General features: G+C 64.4%; 20 protein-coding genes. 7 read left to right on the top strand and 13 right to left on the bottom strand.

The window, feature by feature from the left end; all coding sequences use genetic code 11:
- The first annotated feature begins 90 nt into the window (after positions 1-90).
- Positions 91-1,026, top strand: a complete 936-nt coding sequence (locus tag KUV72_RS14040) for a LysR family transcriptional regulator (protein ID WP_222238823.1) — start codon at positions 91-93, stop codon at positions 1,024-1,026.
- Here KUV72_RS14040 and KUV72_RS14035 read toward each other — a convergent pair.
- Positions 1,023-1,712, bottom strand: coding sequence for a tRNA (guanine(46)-N(7))-methyltransferase TrmB (locus KUV72_RS14035; RefSeq protein WP_206940605.1), 690 nt, complete (start codon positions 1,710-1,712; stop codon positions 1,023-1,025). The genes KUV72_RS14040 and KUV72_RS14035 overlap by 4 nt on opposite strands.
- A gap of 547 nt (positions 1,713-2,259) precedes the next feature.
- Between KUV72_RS14035 and KUV72_RS14030 the strand changes: the two genes are divergently transcribed.
- From KUV72_RS14030 to KUV72_RS14020, 3 genes are all read left to right on the top strand, one after another.
- Positions 2,260-4,167 carry a beta-ketoacyl synthase gene (locus KUV72_RS14030; protein WP_222238918.1) on the top strand — a complete coding sequence of 636 codons (1,908 nt, stop codon included), beginning with the start codon at positions 2,260-2,262 and terminating at the stop codon, positions 4,165-4,167.
- Positions 4,167-4,646 (top strand): pantetheine-phosphate adenylyltransferase, encoded by a 480-nt coding sequence (gene coaD, locus KUV72_RS14025; RefSeq protein ID WP_206940607.1) that lies wholly within the window; start codon positions 4,167-4,169, stop codon positions 4,644-4,646. The genes KUV72_RS14030 and coaD overlap by 1 nt, the downstream gene beginning before the upstream one ends.
- Positions 4,647-4,831: 185 nt before the next feature.
- A complete protein-coding gene (locus KUV72_RS14020) occupies positions 4,832-5,080 on the top strand; it encodes a YfhL family 4Fe-4S dicluster ferredoxin (protein WP_206940609.1) in 249 nt (82 codons plus the stop codon).
- Positions 5,081-5,199: 119 nt separating this feature from the next.
- On the opposite strand, the gene KUV72_RS14015 is transcribed toward KUV72_RS14020, so the two are convergent.
- The 10 genes from KUV72_RS14015 to KUV72_RS13970 form a co-directional block, all read right to left on the bottom strand.
- Positions 5,200-5,634 carry a TadE/TadG family type IV pilus assembly protein gene (locus KUV72_RS14015; protein WP_222238822.1) on the bottom strand — a complete coding sequence of 145 codons (435 nt, stop codon included), beginning with the start codon at positions 5,632-5,634 and terminating at the stop codon, positions 5,200-5,202.
- A 31-nt stretch (positions 5,635-5,665) separates the two neighbouring features.
- Entirely contained in the window at positions 5,666-7,333 is a 1,668-nt protein-coding gene (locus KUV72_RS14010; protein ID WP_222238821.1) for a pilus assembly protein TadG-related protein, read from the bottom strand.
- Between the two features lie 25 nt (positions 7,334-7,358).
- Positions 7,359-7,742, bottom strand: coding sequence for a DUF3613 domain-containing protein (locus KUV72_RS14005; protein ID WP_222238820.1), 384 nt, complete (start codon positions 7,740-7,742; stop codon positions 7,359-7,361).
- Positions 7,739-8,545 carry a tetratricopeptide repeat protein gene (locus KUV72_RS14000; protein ID WP_222238819.1) on the bottom strand — a complete coding sequence of 269 codons (807 nt, stop codon included), beginning with the start codon at positions 8,543-8,545 and terminating at the stop codon, positions 7,739-7,741. Before KUV72_RS14000 ends, KUV72_RS14005 begins: the two co-directional genes overlap by 4 nt.
- Before the next feature lie 38 nt (positions 8,546-8,583).
- Positions 8,584-9,462: a type II secretion system F family protein gene (locus tag KUV72_RS13995; protein WP_206940619.1), complete on the bottom strand. Its 879-nt coding sequence runs from the start codon at positions 9,460-9,462 to the stop codon at positions 8,584-8,586.
- Between the two features lie 70 nt (positions 9,463-9,532).
- On the bottom strand, positions 9,533-10,414 hold the full coding sequence (locus KUV72_RS13990; RefSeq protein ID WP_222238818.1) for a type II secretion system F family protein: 882 nt from the start codon (positions 10,412-10,414) through the stop codon (positions 9,533-9,535).
- Positions 10,411-11,706: a CpaF family protein gene (locus KUV72_RS13985; RefSeq protein WP_222238817.1), complete on the bottom strand. Its 1,296-nt coding sequence runs from the start codon at positions 11,704-11,706 to the stop codon at positions 10,411-10,413. The genes KUV72_RS13990 and KUV72_RS13985 overlap by 4 nt, the downstream gene beginning before the upstream one ends.
- Positions 11,707-11,740: 34 nt before the next feature.
- On the bottom strand, positions 11,741-13,117 hold the full coding sequence (locus KUV72_RS13980) for a type II and III secretion system protein family protein (protein WP_222238816.1): 1,377 nt from the start codon (positions 13,115-13,117) through the stop codon (positions 11,741-11,743).
- A 128-nt stretch (positions 13,118-13,245) separates the two neighbouring features.
- Positions 13,246-14,160 carry a Flp pilus assembly protein CpaB gene (gene cpaB / locus KUV72_RS13975; RefSeq protein WP_261317507.1) on the bottom strand — a complete coding sequence of 305 codons (915 nt, stop codon included), beginning with the start codon at positions 14,158-14,160 and terminating at the stop codon, positions 13,246-13,248.
- Positions 14,161-14,187: 27 nt separating this feature from the next.
- Complete coding sequence (locus KUV72_RS13970; RefSeq protein WP_222238814.1) at positions 14,188-14,427, bottom strand: Flp family type IVb pilin; 240 nt, start codon at positions 14,425-14,427, stop codon at positions 14,188-14,190.
- 528 nt (positions 14,428-14,955) lie between these two features.
- On the opposite strand from KUV72_RS13970, the gene KUV72_RS13965 reads away from it, so the two are divergent.
- From KUV72_RS13965 to KUV72_RS13955, 3 genes are all read left to right on the top strand, one after another.
- Positions 14,956-16,311 carry an MATE family efflux transporter gene (locus tag KUV72_RS13965; RefSeq protein ID WP_315857902.1) on the top strand — a complete coding sequence of 452 codons (1,356 nt, stop codon included), beginning with the start codon at positions 14,956-14,958 and terminating at the stop codon, positions 16,309-16,311.
- A 163-nt stretch (positions 16,312-16,474) separates the two neighbouring features.
- Entirely contained in the window at positions 16,475-17,782 is a 1,308-nt protein-coding gene (locus tag KUV72_RS13960; protein WP_206940637.1) for a short-chain fatty acid transporter, read from the top strand.
- A gap of 168 nt (positions 17,783-17,950) precedes the next feature.
- Positions 17,951-18,454, top strand: coding sequence for an acyl-CoA thioesterase (locus KUV72_RS13955; protein ID WP_206940639.1), 504 nt, complete (start codon positions 17,951-17,953; stop codon positions 18,452-18,454).
- A gap of 141 nt (positions 18,455-18,595) precedes the next feature.
- Here KUV72_RS13955 and KUV72_RS13950 read toward each other — a convergent pair whose 3' ends face one another.
- Both KUV72_RS13950 and KUV72_RS13945 read right to left on the bottom strand, forming a co-directional pair.
- Positions 18,596-18,910 carry an I78 family peptidase inhibitor gene (locus KUV72_RS13950; protein ID WP_224852130.1) on the bottom strand — a complete coding sequence of 105 codons (315 nt, stop codon included), beginning with the start codon at positions 18,908-18,910 and terminating at the stop codon, positions 18,596-18,598.
- A gap of 407 nt (positions 18,911-19,317) precedes the next feature.
- Positions 19,318-19,449 (bottom strand): entericidin A/B family lipoprotein, encoded by a 132-nt coding sequence (locus tag KUV72_RS13945; protein WP_206940644.1) that lies wholly within the window; start codon positions 19,447-19,449, stop codon positions 19,318-19,320.
- Positions 19,450-19,549: the final 100 nt, after the last annotated feature.

The raw sequence follows: 19,549 nt of genomic DNA, 5'->3' as shown, positions 1-19,549 counted from the left end.
TGTCGCTTGACGATGCCGCCTATTCTAGGAACTTGGCCGATGGATTCCAGCTAGCTACTATCAGGTAAACAGATAGGTAGGCCTTCCACCATGCATTGGACCCTGGACCAGATTCAGCTGTTCATCGCCTGCGCCGAACAGGGCTCGTTCTCGGCCGCCGCGCGTCACCTCGGGCGTGCGCAATCGGCGGTAAGTACCGGCATTTCCCATCTTGAGCTGGACCTTGACTGCGAGCTGTTCGATCGCCGTTCGCGCTCCCCCACCCTGACCGCAGCGGGCCATGCGCTACTGCCGGAAGCCAGAGCCGTACAAGCTCAGTGCGAGCGACTCAACGCCCGTGCGGCGACCCTGGCACAGGGCGAAGAGGCCCAGCTGGTGGTGGCCATGCATGAAGCCTTGATCGAGATGCCCCCGGTGGACGCGACGCTGGAGGCCCTTGCCGAGCATTACCCCGCACTGTCGCTGACCCTGCTTTACGGCGCCCAGGGGGACGTCGCCGAATGGGTTGAGCAGGGCACCGCCCACCTGGGCATTCTGCTCAGTCAGGTGCATGCGGCAGGCCCCCTCGAGGGCAGTCGCATCGCCCATTTGAAGCAGCGTTGGGTGGTAGGAAGCACTCACCCCCTGGCCCAGCAGGCAGCGGTTACGCCGTCGGCCTTGGCCAGCTATCGACAGCTGATGATGGCGTCACGCCATAGCGAGGCGACGGCACCACCCCACGTCGAGCCTTGCCTGAGCCCCATGCACTGGCGCCTCAATAGCTTCTACTCCATGGCGGAGCTGACGGCCCGCGGACTCGGCTGGTCGCTGGTACCGGAGCACGTGGCAGACTATCCGCCTTTTCGCGACAAGCTGCAGACGCTGACAGGACCTGGCCTTGGCGAGCCCCCGAGCATCGAGGTCGAAACGGTCATTCGCCGCGATGCCGCCAAGGGCCCTATCGCCCGCTGGCTGGTCGCCACCCTGGGCGAGAACTTCCGCGCCGTCAGCCATAGCCTGACAGCGCCCGCTGACCCCGTCCGCTAGGGGGTTGGCATCAGCTGGGGGCGATGATCGAGCGTGGCGACCAGGCGCCACAGAGGTTGGTGGTGCTCGTGGTACTTGCGCTCGAAATGGGTCATCGGTGCTGCGCCGGGGTCGTGGGCCTCGACCGGCGCCGACACTCCAGTGGCCAGAGCCACCGCGGCGGCAAACTCCTCGACGTAGACCCGCCAGTTGGAGCGCACCTCAAGCCTCCCGCCCAACCCCACAATGGCCGGGAACACCGGGTGCCCGTGCCAGCGATGCTTCAGCTGGACCGACTTCGGGTAGGGATTGGGGTACAGCAGATAGTGCCGCTCGGGCTGCCAGCCCGTCGCCAGGGCCAGGCGCCAGAAATCCACCAGGTCAGCACGCACCAGCAAGGCATTGTCCGGCAGCGGCCCATGGTCCCTGGACAGGCGGTCGGCGCTGCGGTCGACGCCGATTACGCTGTGCTCGGGAAACTGCTCGGCCAGCCTGCGTGTCGACAGACCGACACCACAGCAGGCATCGAGAATAAGCCCTCGCTCACCCTGGGAGCGACGCCAGGCCTCGGCATCGTCAAAGGCGTCTCGGGTGTGCTGAGCCAAAGGCTTGCGCCAGACATGGGACAGGCCACGAGTGACCCTGCGCAGCAGGTCCTCGTGAGGGCCGGTCTGGGCGGAGGTCACGATACGGGGAACATCAGACATATGCGGTCTCGAGCGGGGAAAGCGGCAACAGCGACATGCTGCCGTGAATAGCACAGCCAGTGTACCAAAGCCCCGGTAAGTGAGCAGGTACAGACGCCTCAGCCCAATGCTCGCCAGCGCAAGGGCAACGGCGCCACTCTCACCATGTGCAACACTTTGCAACACACCTGGTGCACGCTGTCGCAGCAGCACTGTCGCCCTGCTCGCGCATGACGAAGGACCGACCAGGTGCTAACATCGCTGGCCTGAAATCCTATCCCGTGGCAATATCGAACGGCGTTTTGCTTGGGACACGGGCAGCATCGCGCGAGGCACGACTCCTCGCCACCTTGGCATCGAGGCATAAACACCAGCAGCACTGAAGCCAGACCGCCGAATCCACGGATTCCCGCTTCTGGCCTGTTGGCGTCACCTCGACCAAGGGCAGCACTGACGTGCTGATCTGCCCGGGTCTTCATCAGCGCCGTTTTCTGCGCTCCCAGAGCGAGCCTTTCACCCGCTTCAATACGAGGACTCCGGCTTGTCACACTTACCGGTGATCGTGGGCATGGGCGGCGTCAACCCGGCCGGCCGTACCTCGGGCCATCAGGCCTTCCGTCGCACCGTGCTCGACGCCCTTTCCGACGACGAGCAGACCTCCACCCTGCTCGGTCTGGCCGCCATGATGCGCCTGGCCCACTGCGATGCTGACCAGCACTGGCACAATGCCCAGGGCCAGGAGCTCGATGCCGCCCAACTGGCGCTCGAAACCCGTGACCAGGTACTTAGCCATACCCTGATTCGTCGCATCGAAGATCCGCGTTTCAACGACGAAGGCCTGCCGGCCAATCGTCGCGCCAACCTGGCACTGGAATCGCCGATCACCTTCCGCCTGCGTCGACGCCAGCTACCCGACGACCTGCCGCCTACCTGGCAGGTGCGTGAGGTCGACCGGCATCACCTGGAAGTTACCGTGCCAGCGGGGCAGATGGACGTCATGCTGCCCGAGACACGCCCTGCTCAGGTGCGCGCCGCCGGCCAGCTACCCAGCGGCTTTGATCCCAGCCAGCTGTATCGCAGCGTGCACCACCCCCGCGGTCTTTCCATGGCGGTGTTCGCTGCCAGCGATTGCCTGGGCGACAGCGGCCTCGACTGGGACACGCTGCGCGACCGGCTCGACCCGGATGCGATCGCCGTCTACGCCGGCAACTCGATCGGCCAGCTGGATGACGAAGGCTGGGGCGGTCTGCTCAAGAGCTTTGTGTCCGGCAAACGCGCCACCTCAAAGCAGATGCCGCTGGGCTACGGGCAGATGCCTGCCGACTTCCTCAACGCCTATGTACTGGGCAGCGTCGGCGCCACGGGCGCGGCGCTGGGGGCCTGCGCCAGCTTTCTGTACAACCTGCGCCTGGGGATCGACGACATCCGCAGCGGCCGTCGCAGAATCGTCATGGTGGGCACCGCCGATGCGCCCATCACTCCCGAGATCATCGAGGGCTTCCGCACCATGGGGGCCCTTGCCGACGATGATAGCCTGAAGGCCCTGGACGCCCTGGAGCTGCTGACCGACGCCGACTACCAGCGTGCCAGCCGCCCCTTCGCCCGCAACTGCGGCTTTACCATGGGCGAGTCCAGCCAATTCGTGATGCTGATGGACGACACCCTGGCGTTGGAAACAGGCGCGGATATCCTGGCTGCTGCACCGGAGGTCTTCGTCAACGCCGACGGCTGGAAGCGCTCGATCTCGGCGCCCGGTATCGGCAACTACGTAACCCTGGGCAAGGCCTGCGCCTTGATCCGCGACATGCTTGGAGAAAAGAGCCTGCGCGAGCGCTCCTTCCTGCATGCCCACGGTACCTCGACACCGAAGAACCGCACCACCGAGTCCCACGTCTTTGACGCGGTGGCCAAGGCCAACGGCATCACCGAGTGGCCAGTGGTGGCCATCAAGGCCTTCCTGGGACATTCCCAGGGCAGCGCCGCCGGTGATCAGCTCACCAGCGCCCTGGGCAGCTTCGCCCATGGCCTGCTGCCGGGGATCTGCACCCTGGACAAGGTCGCAGACGATGTCCACGCCGAGCGCCTTCGGTTCTTCCGTGAGACCCAATCCTTCGTCGCAGATGCCAGCCTGATCAATGCCAAAGGCTTTGGCGGCAACAATGCCACCGGCGTGCTGATTTCGCCGAATGCCACCGAGCGGCTGCTGACCCAGCGCCACGGGGCCCAGGCGATGGATGCCTGGCGTGAGCGCCGCGAGGCCACACGGGCCCAGGCCCGTGCCTATCATCAGCAGGCGGATGCGGGGCACTTCGCCGTGCGCTATCGTTTCGGTGAAGGCGTGCTCGAAGGACCGGAGCTCGAGGTGCAGCACGACAGCATCCATATCCCGGGCTACGCCCAGCCGGTATCGCTGGCGGTGGACAACCCCTTTGGCCAGCTTGCCGACAACGACGACGAGAGACAGGAGCAAAGGTGATGACGACGGCCGTCTATCCCGGCACCTTCGATCCGATCACCAACGGTCACTACGACCTGATCGAACGGGCGTCACGCCTGTTCGAGAAAGTCGTGGTCGCCATCGCGGCGAGCCCCGGCAAAGGGCCCGCGCTGGACCTGGATACCCGACTCGAGTTGACCCGAGACGTGGTCGCCCCCCTGGGCAACGTCGAGGTTGTCGGCTTCAGCGGGCTGATGACCGACTTCATGCAAGCCCAGAATGCGCGGGTACTGCTGCGAGGGTTGCGGGCGGTATCCGACTTCGAGTACGAGCTTCAGCTCGCCAACATGAATCGCGCGCAGATGCCTGATCTGGAAACCGTCTTTCTGACGCCAGAGGTCGAGAATTCCTACATCTCTTCCACCCTGGTGCGAGAGATTTCTCGCCTCGGTGGAGACATCAGCAAGCACGTGCACCCCAAGGTCGCACAAACCCTGCGTAGCCATTACAATACCTGACCATCACACTGGGATTTGACGCTGCGGATGCCTCTTGCGCTGCAGGACCAATCCCGTTGATCCCGAACACCGGGACCGGCAATGCCGTTTCCCCGGGCTGCCCGCCAGGCCAACCCCCGTCGCTGTGCGACGTGCCTGACCGGAAGCCCCGGCCCCAGGGCCGCGACTCTGCGTGAGGACCCTCAATGTCACTGATGATCACCGACGAGTGCATCAACTGCGACGTCTGCGAACCGGAATGCCCCAATGGCGCCATTTCTCCCGGCGAGGAGATCTACGTCATCGACCCCAACCTGTGCACGGAGTGCGTCGGTCACTACGACGAGCCTCAATGTCAGCAGGTGTGTCCGGTGGACTGCATACCGCTGGACCCCGAGCGTGTCGAAAGCCACGAGACGTTGATGGAGAAGTACCACATCATCACGGCGGCCTGATCACCTCCGGCCATTGCCGCCCATGCTGACGCTGACGTGCTGAGGCCAGCATGTCTATGCTGACAGTTCATGCTGACCGTGCATGCTAGAAGGAGCCGCCCCAGGGCGGCTCCTGGCGTTTACAGCTTGACCACTGCACGCCCACTCAGGGCCTCCGGTAGGTCAGGCACGCTGATCCCCAGCAGGGTGAGCGGCGTGATCGCGGGCCGGCGCTCAAGGCACACGATCAGGCTGTCGCCCTCAAGCCGCACTCTGGCACCATCGGCGCATCCTGGAGTCTGCTCGGCGCTCCAGCCCATGGCGCTGATACTGTCGAGTACCCGCTGCGCGGCGTCAGACTCGACGTCTTCCTCGGCGAGCCACGGGGCACTGGCGACCACCGCGGCAGACCTCGCCGCTTCGCTGGCCACCTGGGTCAACTGGTGCTGCTGCATCATGGCCACCGAGTAGCTGATCAAGGCGTACAGCAGCAGCAGGAAAATCGGCAGCACGACGGCGAACTCGATAGCCACCGCCCCTCGCTGGCCCTGCACTCCCCTGCGGTGTCTGTTCATCGCTCCTCCACCGAGTCATTCGGTTGTCGTATCAGGGCGACTCGCCGTCCTGACAGCCCGCCCAGCTGGTGGCGCAGCCCGTCAGCGACTCAACGCCCCCTGCATCCACCGCCAGCACCCGTACATCCAAGGTGTTGACGCCGATGCCCAAGCCCTCGAGCGCCGGCTCCAGCAAGGTCGCGTTGACGTCAGACAGCGTCGCCGACAGCAGGGAGGGCACACCAAGAGTGGAGACCAGCCCACCAAGCAAGCCCAGCTGGTTGACCACACTCGTGACCAGTCCATCCAGCACCTGGGTCACCTGGGCCCCACCTTGGCCATCAAAGACCGCCCGGGACTGGCCTGGCCAGACCAGTCGTCGCTGCTCCTTGGCGCCTTGGGCGCTGCCCGCGGTGGCCTCTTCGTCATTGGAGAAAAGCCCCAGCAACCTGACCTCCTGCTCGATCTGCACCAGCGAACGCTGGGCCACGACGCTAAGCTCGAGCCCGTCATCCAGCGCCGCCATGGCGTCGACCGCCGCGCGCCCTTCAGCCCCGGTCACCCGGGTGCTCACCTCCACATTCAGCAGTCCGGCCACGCCAAGCCCAAGCTCCAACGACAGCTCGAGCTGAGCATTGCGGGCGACGCTGCGATAGCAGGACGATGAACAGTCGCTGACCAGACTTGCACCAGCGGGGCCCGGAGCTCCCACGGCGATGGTCGGAGGAGAGATGACCTCGAGTGCCAGCGACAGGTCGGCCAACCCCAGCCCGACGGCGATCGAGGAAAGGTCTGCCAGCCCGAGACGGACTCCGCCCTGCTTGCTGGCGTCGAGCAACAGCGCGCCTTCCAGCAGCTCGCGAACCGGCACTCGAGCGGTGAGAATATCGCGCACCGCGACCTCTCCCTGTGGGTCGATCGCCAGCAGCTCGGCCAGGGTGAAGCGCTCGCCAGGCGCCCCCGGACGCACCGGATTGGCGCTTACCGAGTCCAGTGCCTCACGGATACGCTGGCCCAGTGCCTCGAGATCCAGCGATTGGGCGAGTTGCTCTTCAAGGTCCACGTCCAGCGACTCGACCCCCAGCAGTTCACCCAGGCTGAGCTCGAGCCCAACGCCGTCATACGCCCCCAGCACCGTCAGGTCGAGCCGAGCACCGATCAGCCGATCGAGCAGCAGCGCCAGGACTGCCGATTCGCTGGTATCGACCTCAAGCAGGCTGGTCCCGGCGCTCAGCGTTACCATCGAGGCGCGCCTTGCCACCCCGGTAGCGGTCAGCCGGGTGTTGTCGTCCACCTCGCCGCCGATCAGCTCACCCAGGTTGGCCAGCAGGCTGCTGGGCACCTCACGCTGAAGTCTGACCTCGACGCTGTTGGCGAGCCCTGACTCCGTGAGGAACCTGCCACCGTCGTCAACCGCGCCCTGGGTCAGGGTCAGGGTGGCGTCCCCCGCGTCCACATCGATGCCATTTTCCTGCACGGCATCGATGGCCCACAGGCGCAGGCTGGCATGGCCACAGGCATCCCCCTGAAACAGCGCCTGGCAACTTGCCGCCGCGGATACTGCCGCCAGGTCCGCCGCCTGCTGCAGTCGACGCTGCTCCAGATACAGGCGCCCGGCATCCAGGGCCAGGGTCACCAGGGCGACCAGCCAGACCAGCAGGAAGGCGGTCATCACGCCGATGGCGCCTCGCTGTCGCTGCAGCCTGCCAGCCGATGTCATCGGTCGCCGTCGCGGTGTGTCAGCCTCAATCCTCGCCAAAGCCGGTCTCGATATAGCGCTCTGGAATCGGGTGGCCGAAGCTGTCCACATAGCGCTGATAGATCTGGCTCTGGACCTTGCCCGACAGCACCTGGACGGAGGGCGATGCCACGCGTCCCTCACGCTGTGCGGCCAGCATTGCTCGGGTACGTTCGCCGAAGGGGTCGCGACTGGCGGGAAGTCGCACGATGCCGGGATGGCTGGTAGCGCTCTGCTGCGCTTCCGCGCGATCCGGCCATAGCATCAGCGCCAGGCTCAGCAGCAGACAGACCATCGCCGCCACAATGAGGGTCTTGGGCTGGGTGACAATGTCCTTGCACATCACGGTCCATCGCTCCTTGCAGGAGCGCATCCTGCGTCGGCTCATCATGATTCCGTCCTCTCAGCGGGAGATGCCGCCGGGGAGATCGTACGCGGCGGCGCCGCCAGCAGTCGGGCGTCGACGCCCAGGCGTCGTGCGGTGCGTTCGGCCTGAGCGGCTTGCCCGCTCAGCCGCAGGGCCAGCACCAGGTTGGCGGCCGCCTGCTGGTGGCTGGGGTCGAGCTCCAGCGCGGTGCGAAATTCCTCCGCCGCCTGCTGCGATTCGCCTGCCAGCAACAGCAGGTAGCCGAGATCATTGCGGATGCGTGGATCAATCGGCCGGGACTCCCGGGCCTGCCGCATCAGGGTCATGGCCTGGTCGTGACGGCCAGCGCGAAAGGCATTGCGTGCCAGCCCGCGATAGCCATCTGCCACCAGGCAGGTGCCCAGCAGGGCCTCGTAGGCGCGGTTACTGCCCTCGACATCGCCGATGGCGCGTCGTGCATCGCCTTCAAGACGCCAGGCAAGGGGCAGCCCATAGGCACCTGCCTCCAGGTGAGCGGCGGCGGAGCGCGGCTTGCCGTCGTCCAGCATGCGCTCGATCAACGACAGCTCGACACCGATATCGGCAGCATAGCGGCGTCCACAGGGCCCGCTGCTCTGCTGCTGGGCGTCGCCCACCACCTCGACGGCCGGCGCGAACGCCGTCATGGGCATGGGCTGTGAAGACGCGCTGGTACATCCACTCAGCAGCGAGACTCCCAGCAGCGCGGCCAGGACGCACCACGCGCCCCCCATTCTGGGGTGCCGTGGCATGCCAGCTGGTGGTTGGCCGGAAGCGGCGAGGGTGGCGTGGCGATCTCTCGATGTCATCGGCGTCTCCCACCGGTAGTGAAGCAAAGGACTCGGCATCACGGCCCTCCCAGGGATCCCATCAGTCCACTCAGGTTGACCAAGGCGGGGCCGGCCATGACGATCAACAGGGCGGGGAACAGACACAGCATCATCACCAGCGACATGGTTCCGGACAGCTGACTGACACGCTGTTGCAGGCGTGTGCGGCGCTGGGCCCCAAGGCGTTCCACCAGGGTGGTCAGGCTATCCCTGGCGCGGCCTCCCGTTCTGGCCATCTGGGCAAACATCAGGAAGAACTGCTCGACGCCTTCGCTGGCCTGCACCGCGGCCAGCTCTTCCAGCACCTTCTCGCGATCCTGGCCGCTGTCGATGCGGTTGGCGGCGATCCGCAGTTCCAGCACCATGTCCGGGGTCGTCGCACCCAGCTGTTGAATCAGTCGATGCAGCAGGCTTTCCAGGGTCATGCCGGTGTCCCACAGCATCCGCGTCACCTGCAGCACCAGTTCGATATCTTCATCGAGCCGCAGCGTTCGACGACGACGCTTGCGCTCCAGCGCGAGCCACCCCAGTCCCGCTGCGAAGCCCCCCCACAGGGCAGACATGACCACGATACCCGCCACAGGCCTGCCGCCCATGATCGCCAGCAGCCCGCCCAGCATGGCGGCGCCGACCATGACCACGGCCCACGCCAGCAGCACCGCCAGCTGAGCCTTGGCCCCCACATGCCCGGACTGCCGAAGACGCAAGGACAGCCGTCCCGCCAGACCAGGGCGGCTGGCGCGACTGCGCCATAGACCGCGCCCTTCCCGCAGTAGCCGCGACTCCTCCCGCCGGCGCTGTCCTTCCTCGCCCACGGGCAGCCGCGTACTGATCAGCAAGGCTGCTGCTGCCAGGGCCAAGGCCACGACGGACCCGCTCCACCAAAGATTCCACATCAGCCGCCTGTTCTCCTTGTCTGGCCTACCCGCGCTGCAGCGCCGGCAGACGTTCGTTGCAGCGAGGGGGTCATACCGACTTGAGCATGCGCCACAGCAACCATCCCCCGCTCAGCTGCAGGACCACGGCCAGCGCCAGGGCCTGGCGACCTCCGCTGCTCTCCAGCATGGGCAGCAGAAACGCCGGCTGCGTCAGCTGGATAAACAGCGTCAACAGCAGAGGGGACAGCCCCAGTACCAGAGCACTGATGCGGGTTTCTCCGGTCATGGCCGCCAACTCACGACCGCTTTGCTCGCGCTGGTGCAAGGCGGCGGCAAAGGCATCGAGCATGTCGGACAGGCTGCCGCCATGGCGTTGGTTGATGCGCATGGCGGTAGCCAGCAGCCCCAACTCGTCGAGCCGCAGTATCTGCCCCTCACGGGCCAACCCTTCGTCCAGTTCCTGACCGAGCTGACGCCTCAACATCACGCGAGACAGCGCATCCGACAGTGGAGGACGTACCCGCCGTGTCGCGTGCACGAAGGCGGCTTCCAGCCCTTGACCGGCCACCAGGCCACGGCTGACCTGACTGAGAAATGGCGCCAGCTGGCGGCGTGCACGGCGCCGGGTGCGCGCGGCACGCACACGAATCAGCGCATTGGCCAGCACCACCACCAGCACCACGGTCGCCGGGCCCCAGACGGCCCCCAGGCGTGACAGCAGCAACATCGCCAGCACCAGCAGACTGCCACCGGCCACAGCGACACTCAGCGGCGAGGCGGGCAACCCTGCCGCCGTCAGGCGCTCGACCAGCCATTCCATCAGCGAGTCATGGGTAACCAGCGAGCGGCGTCGCGCGGTGCGCTGACCGCCAGCCGCGCGCTCGGTGTGGGCACGCGCACTCTTCATCAGCAGCCATGCAGCCGTGGCAAGGCATGCCGCCACCAGCGAAAAGACCACCCAGACATTCATGGCTGCGCCTCCTCAGCGCCATCCACCAGCGCCGCCAGCAGCCGCGGCCAGCAGACCGCAGACGCCTGGTCTTCAGGCCGGGCCGTGAGGTGGTCAGTCACCGGTTGCCCCTCTCGGTAGAGCGGCTCCAGGACCACCTCGCCCTGGCGTAACCCGACCACACGCAGCACCTCTGCTACGCGACGCTGGCCGCTGCTGTCGCGAGCGACATGTACGATCAGGTCGAGCGCAGTGGTGATGATTTGACGCACCAGCGCATCGGTCCCCTGAAAGCGCGACATGCGCACCATCATCTCCAGCCGTACCACGGCATCGGCGGCCGAATTGGCGTGAACGGTACTCATCGAGCCCTGATGTCCCGTGTTCATCGCCTGCAGCATGTCCAGCACTTCGTCGCCCCGACTTTCCCCCAGCAGGATCCTGTCGGGGCGCATGCGCAGGGCATTCTTGACCAGTGCACTGGCGCCGACCTCGCCTTCTCCTTCGATGTTGGGCGCTCGGGTTTCCAGCCGCACCACGTGGTGGCTGGCCAGCTGCAGCTCGGCACTGTCCTCGATGGTGACCACCCTCTGCTGAGGTGGAATCGCTGCGCTCAGCACGTTCAGCAGCGTCGTCTTGCCGGCTCCGGTGCCACCGCTGACCAGCAGATTGCAGCGCTCTTCCACCGCTCGGCGCAAAAAGGTCATGAGGTTGGCCGGCACGCTGCCCATGGCCACCAGCTCCTGCCCGGTCAGCGCCTCCCGCCGAAACTTGCGGATCGAGACGCTGGGCCCGTTCAGCGACAGCGGCGCAATGATGGCGTTGACCCGGGAGCCATCGACCAGGCGGGCATCCACCATGGGACTGGATTCATCCAGACGCTTGCCGAGGGGCGCCAGCATGCGTCGCACGACCCTGAGAATGTGATCATCATCGAGGAAGGCGAGCTGACACGGCTCCAGCCGGCCACGGCGTTCGACGTAGACCTGGCGATGACCATTGATCAGGATGTCGGAGATGGTGTCATCGGCCAGCAATGGCTCCAGGGGCCCGAAGCCATTGAGCTCGCGACAGACATCCTCGACCACAGCGTCGACACTGTCGGTCGGCGTGGCGTAGCCCCGCAGGCTAAGCGCCTCTGTCACCAGCTCGCGCACCTGCTGACGCAGCTGCATGGGCTCATCGGCGATGCCCCTGACGTCATCCTCCAGGCGCTCGACCACCAGCTGGTGAAGCTCGCTGATCAAGGCAGGCTCAGCCCCCGGCGCTGCCTTCCGCTGACTGACCTCGGCACGCTTTTGACGAAATGGCATGGCGCTCTCCTCTCACCCCACCCGCAACCATCGATCAGCGACTGAAGCCCACCTCGGACACGCGCTCTATGGCTTGCGCATCCTGTGGATCGAACATCAGTTCCAGGAAGTTCGGGTCATAGCTCTCGAACGCGGCGCCAGGCATCGGCCCCAGATCCACCCCGGCGGCCAGCGGCCTGACGAGGTGCGGCGTCACGATCATGACCAGTTCCTTCTCGTCACGATCCAGGCGTGTCGAGCGGAAGAACGCGCCGATGACCGGGATATCACCAAGCCCAGGGATCTTGTCGACGCTTTGAATGATGTTGCGGCTGACCAGACCACTGATGATGAAGCTCTCGCCGTTGCCCAGCTGCACCGTGGTATCGGTGCGGCGCACATTCAGCGCCGGCACCGCGATACCGGCTGTCTGCACCCCGCGGGAGAAGTCCAGCTCCGACACTTCGGGCGCCACCTTGAGCATGATGCGACGCTCGTCCAGCACCGTCGGCGTCAACTGCAGACGGATACCGAACTCCTTGAAGTCGACGCTGATCTGGTCGTCACCGCTTTGCACGGGAAAGGGAAATTCGCCACCGGCAAGAAAGCTGGCGCTCTGGCCAGACAGGCTGACCAGGCTGGGCTCTGCCAGGGTATAGGCGAAACCATTGGCGCTCAGGGCGCTGAGTGCCGAGAGCACGCCACTGGTATTGACCTGAATGATCGAGAAGCCACCGTCACCCGCATTGGGGGCCACCGCACCGCCCGCCAGGAAGTCGAGCGTCTCATCGCTGCGGCCCAGGGCAAAGCGGGTCGAGCCTGCCTGGTTGCGCCCGATGAAGAAGCCCGCGGAGGCCATGCGGCTGCGGTTGACCTCTACCACGCGAATGTCGGTCTGGACCTGCACCGGCCCGGCCTGGGTGGTCCCATCGATGGGATCGCTGGCAAAGCGAGAGATCGCCTGATCATGGCGTTCGAGGGAGCGCGTCACGCCACGCACGTCAGGACGCGAGGTGCCGGGGGCCAGTGAGTACTCCGACTCGAGCCCCTCGCCACCGGCAGGGCGCACCTGTATTAACGTTTCCCGGGGTTGGCTGGCACCGTCGATCCATACCTTGAGGCTGGTGCTTCCGGGGCCGACGGCGGTCACCAGCAGCGACCGCGGGTCCAGCACCTGGGCGTCAATGATGTCCCCCCGCCCCACCGCGGTGCGGGTGATACGTCCTGGCTGGCCCAGCCACTGCTGATCACCGACGGCCAGGCTCAGCCGTGACTCGGGTGACTGCGCCAGCCCCACAGCGGGGATCAACGCCACTGCCAGCAGCAGCGCGGCCGCCAGGCGTTTGCCTGGCGCCAGCCCGCGCCATGTCCCGCGGGCACACACTCTCCAGCACACCGACCTCGGTCGGGCGATCTCGCCATCTAACTGCATGCTTGGTCCTGTTCCCTGCGCGGGTTCCGCTAGCCATGGCGACTGCCACCACCGCTGCCGAACCTCTCATTATGATGTCAGTCTGTTGACCGCCCGTTTCCAGCTTTCCTACCGCTGGCTGCCCGCGATCACGGCAGTGAGACCACTCGACTGCTGGCTCCGACGTGTTGCACCACCTGGTATCCCTGGGCGCGTGACGCCTGCGCCGCCGGTCTGGGCGGTTCTCGCTCGATACCGGTAAGCTCATCGAAGCTGACGCTATTGCCGGGCTGGCTCAGGCTCTGGCCCAGCGATACCGGCAGGACGCTCTGCCCCAGCGCGAAGCGCAGACCGTCATCGAAGGATTCGCCCAGAGCCGCTTCCTGGTTGCCCACCACTGCCAGTCGCAGCCGCCCCGTCGCCTCGGCCAGCAGCAGCCGCGCGGTCTGGGTTTCCGGCATGGCCAGCACGGCCGTGCGCTCAGAACCACTGTCTTCCTGGCGGTCGCCACCTATCAGGCGCTCGCCTACCCCCAGCACGCTGACATCGGAAAACAACCGCCGTGCCAGCCGATGGCGCTGACCGTTGCCGTCATCCGTCTCGGCAAAGAACAACACGTCGACCCGGTCCCCCGGCGCCACGAAACCACCGCCGCCGATGACCGCGTCGATACCCACCCCGACGGCACGAAAGCCTGGGGGCACCACATCGGCCAGGGCACCACCGCCAACGAATCCACCCGGCCTCAGTACATCGCCCTCACCGAGGGGCCGCGCCAGGCGCGCATCCGGCACCTGGGCCAGCTCAGCAAAGCTGCCATCCAGCGGGGTAGGAAAATAGGCCAGCCGCAACGCATCGGGCAGGTCAGAGGGGCGCTCCCCCGCACTCAGCTCCCGAGCGGCCACCAGCACCGGATAGCCCAGGGGTTCGGGCGCCTCCGGCGCAACCACTTGTGCACTTTCAGGGGGGAGTGCCTGGCGGCTCAATGACCAACCTAAAAAGGCCATAACTAGCGCGATGAACACCAACAAGCCCGCAACCAACCTCAACGTAAATTGGGACATTGCACGACCTCAACATCAGGCTAGTTCTTAACCACTACTGTCGTCACCAGGGAAAAGGTTTCCGATATCGGCAGCCAACCCAGAAAGTCCTTCTGTGAAAGAATCTGTTTGCAGTACACCGATGATCACTACGGTTATGACGGCGAGAATAATTGCATACTCAATCGCACTTGCCCCGCGCTGACGGCGGTGCTGGGGGTGCCTGGCAGCGACCTTGACGGCCTTGGGGCAAAGGGGTTTTGCGAAAAAGAGAGGAAACTTTTTCATTGTGGATACTCCTGCGTAAAATCGATATTTTTATATACGCTATATCTTAATTACCGATTCGTCATTGTTCGTCACACGGTCACCAAGATCGCCAGCCTTCATGGGGCTGTTCCTTCTCACCCGTGATGTCTACTGGCTGCTTCTTGCTCCTGCTTGCTCCTTCTTTCTCCTTCTTGCTAGTCCTTTTTTATTAATTCAGGGGATTATCTTATTAGTAGCCAGTAGAGGTATTTCTGTCACCTTAGAGATGGCAACGGAATGTAATTTTTTGGTAGTAACTGATACTAAACATTTCATTCGGATATCAATGAACCAGCATTCAATATGTCTGACATTGCACACGCTGTGCCGTTATAAAAGACGCAACCAACGGACCAACGGCCATTCCGTGGCCATCCATCGCACCATGACGATCCGGATGACGCCACTGCGTCATGACCGCCAAGGCGTCCCGCTTGACCCGTGAGGTCGGCGCCGGGACACTGCGCTCCTCACCCGAATCTTCATCAGCCGAGCAGACGTGCAACCGTGGCCAGTCTTCCACCCTCTTCCCCCTGCGGCCTAGCCGACACCCTTGGTCGACTGCCGCGCATCGCTGCGCTGGCCTGGCCGATCATCCTGTCCAATATCACCGTGCCCCTGCTGGGGCTCGTGGATACTGCCGTGGTCGGCCACCTGCCTGACTCACGCTACCTCGCCGGTGTGACCCTGGGGGCCACGCTGTTCGGCTTTCTCTACTGGGGTTTCGGCTTTCTGCGCATGGGCACCACCGGCCTCACTTCCCAGGCCATGGGGCGCAGTCGAGATGACCAGGTCCGTCATCTGCTCGGCCAGTCACTGCTGCTGGCCGGCGCCATCGGCGTGCTGTTGATCCTGCTGGGGCGCCCGCTGATTGCGCTGGGGCTATGGCTGCTCGATGGCAGCCCGCAAGCCAGTGAACTGGCCGCCAGCTACGCCGAGATCAGGCTGCTGTCGGCCCCTGCGGTACTGGCCAACTACGCCATCCTTGGCTGGTTCCTGGGGCAGCAGAACAGTCGTGTGACGCTGGCACTACTGCTGACCAATAACGGCGTCAACATCGTCCTCGACCTGCTGTTCGTGGTGGGCCTGGACATGACCAGTGACGGCGTCGCCTGGGCTACGGTGATCGCGGACTACTGCACGGTGGCGCTGGGGCTGTGGTGGTGCCGGCACCGCCTCGGCCGCTTGGGCGGCCACTTCGAGCGGGCCCGGCTGTTTACCGTGGGCGCCTATCGCGAGCTGTTCTCGGTCAATGCCAACCTGTTCGTGCGCACGCTGGGGCTGCTGTTTGCCCAGGCATTCTTCACCGCCCAGGGGGCCGCCCAGGGGGACACGGTATTGGCGGCGAATGCGGTGCTGCTGCAGTTCATCATGCTCACCTCCTATGGCCTGGACGGATTCGCCAATGCCGCAGAAGCGCTGACCGGCCATGCCATTGGCCGCCGGCGCTTCGATGACTTCGCCCTGTCGGTGCGAGCGGCTGCCCTGTGTTCGCTGGCGACCGCCGCCCTGGCAAGCCTCGCCTTTGCCCTCGGCGGTAACGCCTTGATCGCCCTGCTGACCGGGCTTCCCGAGGTACGCGCCAGCGCCGCGGATTTCATGCCCTGGGTGATCCTGATGCCCTTGGTGGCGGTATGGAGCTACCTGCTCGATGGGGTCTTCATCGGCGCCACCGCCATTGCCGAAATGCGCAACTCGATCTTTATTGCACTGGCCGCCTATCTGCCCCTGTGGTGGCTGACCCAAGGCATGGGAAATCATGGACTTTGGTTAGCCTTTACGACTTTTACCGCAGTGCGTTCCGGGGTCCTTGTGGCCTACTATCTTCGCTATCGCAGCACGCGCTGGAGCAGCACGGGTTAAGGCCTTCTCCCGGTCGATGCCCCTGCTGTCAGCACAGATGCCGGTGTATGCCCAAACGTCATCGCTTGAAAGGTGACTTTGACGCCCGGCGGCGGACTGCGGCACCGTTGACGCCAGGTGGCCGGGAAGGCCATTTTCACAACCAGAAGAAGCGAAATACGCCATGTTGAGAGCTCTGTCACGACCCGCCGTGAAACTGGTGGAGCGCTATCTACCAGATCCCTATGTCTTCGTCCTGCTCCTGACCATCATCGCTGCGGCAGCGGCCATCGCGGTGGAGCGTCAGTCGCCCATGGCGGTGCTGACGTACTGGGGCGACGGTTTCTGGAACCTGCTGTCCTTCTCCATGCAGATGCTGCTGGTACTGGTCACCGGCTTCATGCTGGCCAGCTCGCCACCGGTCAAGCGCCTGCTGGCAAGTCTGGCCCGCATCGCCAATAACGCGGGTGCCGCCATCCTGCTGGTCACCCTGGTGTCGCTGGCCGCCAGTTGGATCAATTGGGGCTTCGGCCTGGTGGTGGGCGCGCTGTTCGCCAAGGAGCTGGCCCGCGTCGTGCGCGTCGACTATCGCCTGCTGGTCGCCAGTGCCTACTCCGGCTTCGTGGTCTGGCATGGCGGCCTGGCCGGCTCGGTCCCCCTGACGATTGCCACGGAAGGGAACCCCTGGGCAGAGCAGATCGGCGTGATCGGCACCGGCGAAACCATCTTTTCCTATTTCAATCTGCTGATTGTGCTGGCTCTGTTCATCGCGGTGCCGCTGGTCAACCGCATGATGCTGCCGGGGGAAAAGGAAAGCGTGTACGTCGATCCGGCCCTGCTGGGTGAGGAAGAAGACCGCCGCGTACGCATCAGCCGCCCGGCCGAGCGCCTGGAAAACAGCATGACGCTGGCGCTGCTGGTGGGTATGCCAGGTCTGATCTACCTGATCAGCTACTTCGTCGGTGGCGGTGGCCTGAACCTGAACGTGGTCAACTTCATGTTCCTGTTTCTGGCCATCGTGCTGCATCGCACCCCTCAGAGCCTGCTGAACAGCCTGAACGAGGGGATCAAGGGCGGGGCTGGCATCGTCATCCAGTTCCCCTTCTACGCCGGCATCATGGCCATCATGGTGCAGTCAGGACTCGCCGAGACCATGTCGCAGGCCATGGTGTCCTTCGCTACCGAGACCACCCTGCCGTTCTGGACCTTCATCAGCGCCGGCATCGTCAACATGTTCGTGCCTTCGGGCGGAGGCCAGTGGGCCGTCCAGGCACCTGTCGTCATTCCTGCCGCTCAGGCGCTTGGCGTGGACATCCCGCGTGCTGCCATGGCGGTCGCCTGGGGCGATGCCTGGACCAACCTGCTGCAGCCTTTCTGGGCGCTGCCGGTGCTGGGAATTGCAGGACTGAAGGCCAAGGACATCATGGGCTTCTGCCTGGTTCAGCTGTTTATCACCGGCATCATCATCTCGGTGTGTCTGACCTGGCTATGAGCCGCCCGAGCCGGGCGACATGACGGCAAAGGCTGACCGAGCGGTCACCGCCTCGCTGTACAGTGCCGGCAACAACTGAGTTTCAACGTGCGCCTTGTCTCCGCTCGCGGAGGCAAGGCGTTATGCTATGTGCATCACAGACCGAACTGCATGCTTGAGGAGCCATCCATGCTAGAACAGAGCCTCCCGGGTCAGCACGAACTGACCATGACCGTGCTGATGACACCCGACATGGCCAATTTCAGTGGCAAGGTGCACGGTGGCGCCATCCTCAAGAAACTCGATGAGGTGGCCTATGCCTGCGCCAGTCGCTACTCAGGTCACTATGTGGTCACCCTGTCGGTCGACCAGGTGCGCTTCAAGCAGCCCATCCATGTGGGTGAGCTAGTGACCTTCCTGGCCAGCGTCAATCACGTCGGCCGCTCGTCAATGGAAATTGGCATCAAGGTGGTGGCGGAAGACATTCGCCAGAAGATCATTCGCCATACCAACAGCTGCTACCTGACCATGGTCGCGGTGGACTCGGACGGACGCCCCGCCACGGTGCCGCCGCTGACGCTGGACACGCCGATACGCAAGCTGCGCTATGAAAAAGCCACCCTGCGCAAGAAGCTGCGCAAGCAGGCAGAAGAAGAGGAGCAGCGCACCCAGCAGGAGCTGGGCCAACGCTGAGACACCCGAAGCCGTATCCGACGGATGACCCGACAGGCCAGCCGCTAGGCGGCCTGTCGCAGCCTGCGGTTACGCTGCTGGTTCCTGTTACGGTTCCTGGTTGCTGGCCCGCACCATCACAATGCCGGCCAGCACGTGGGATCAACCACAGCCCAGCTCGACAATCGTATCGGCGTCATCCAGGCGCACGTTCAAGCGGTCCAGGCGCAGGTCCATGGTCGCCACTCCGCCCGGTCTCAGCACGCGCAGGGTCTTGGCACCACTTTCGGCTTTCAGGCGTTCGTCCTGAGCCTCCTGGTAATGCTGCCCCACCCAGTTCTGAACAGCCGCCGCGTCACAGGCTTCGGCCAAGGGAGCCCGCTTGGGTGGCAACGGAGCGGGCTCACCGGTCCCGCCCGACGACGCGCTGCACCCTGCCAGCGCAGCAACCATGAATAACGGAAGAAGTGCTTTCATCATCGGCCTCCAGTGCCTGAATGTCCTTTCGTCTGGCCCATGGCAAGGGGTCACTTGCTGCCTGAACGCTGGCGCCAGGCGGCCCTGCACATGACAAGGGGCCAGCATAGCAGATGCCTTGCGCCATGCTTGGCATCCCCTCCTGACTTGCCTCATGTTCCTTATTTTTTCATCACTGGCTAGGCGCCTGCCCTGTCCACAAAAAAGCGGTGATGCACCTGAGTGACATCACCGCCGTTTGTGTTTCTGTTTCTTTTACCTTGCGTATTCCTATTCCTGTCGCTGGATCAGCATCCCTGCGTTGCCGTGGCTCTCTGCCCGGGCCTTGCTGCCAAGGCCTTACTGCCAGGACCTTGCTGCCAAGGCCTTTGAGAAAGCCAGGCGGAGTGCAGGTTTGTGGCCAGCGATCAGGCGGTGCTGTTCTGGATGGCTTCACCACCCTTCTCGATGTCCTGGCCGACACCCCGCACCGTGTTGCAGCCACTCAACAGCGCCAGGGTAAACATCGATACCAGAATCAATGCCAGAGTCCTTTTCATTGTCCCTTCTCCTTGCAGCCAGGTGGGTAAGCAAAATACATCATCCTCAGATAATCTAGCACGATGACGTTCATTCGCTAGGCTTTGTGTCGCGCTTTTC

Source organism: Halomonas sp. DP4Y7-1, assembly GCF_019800705.1.
Taxonomy (GTDB): Bacteria; Pseudomonadota; Gammaproteobacteria; order Pseudomonadales; family Halomonadaceae; genus Halomonas; species Halomonas litopenaei_A.
The sequence above is the reverse complement of the archived record's forward strand: the minus strand, read 5'-3'. Positions and strand labels throughout refer to the sequence as shown.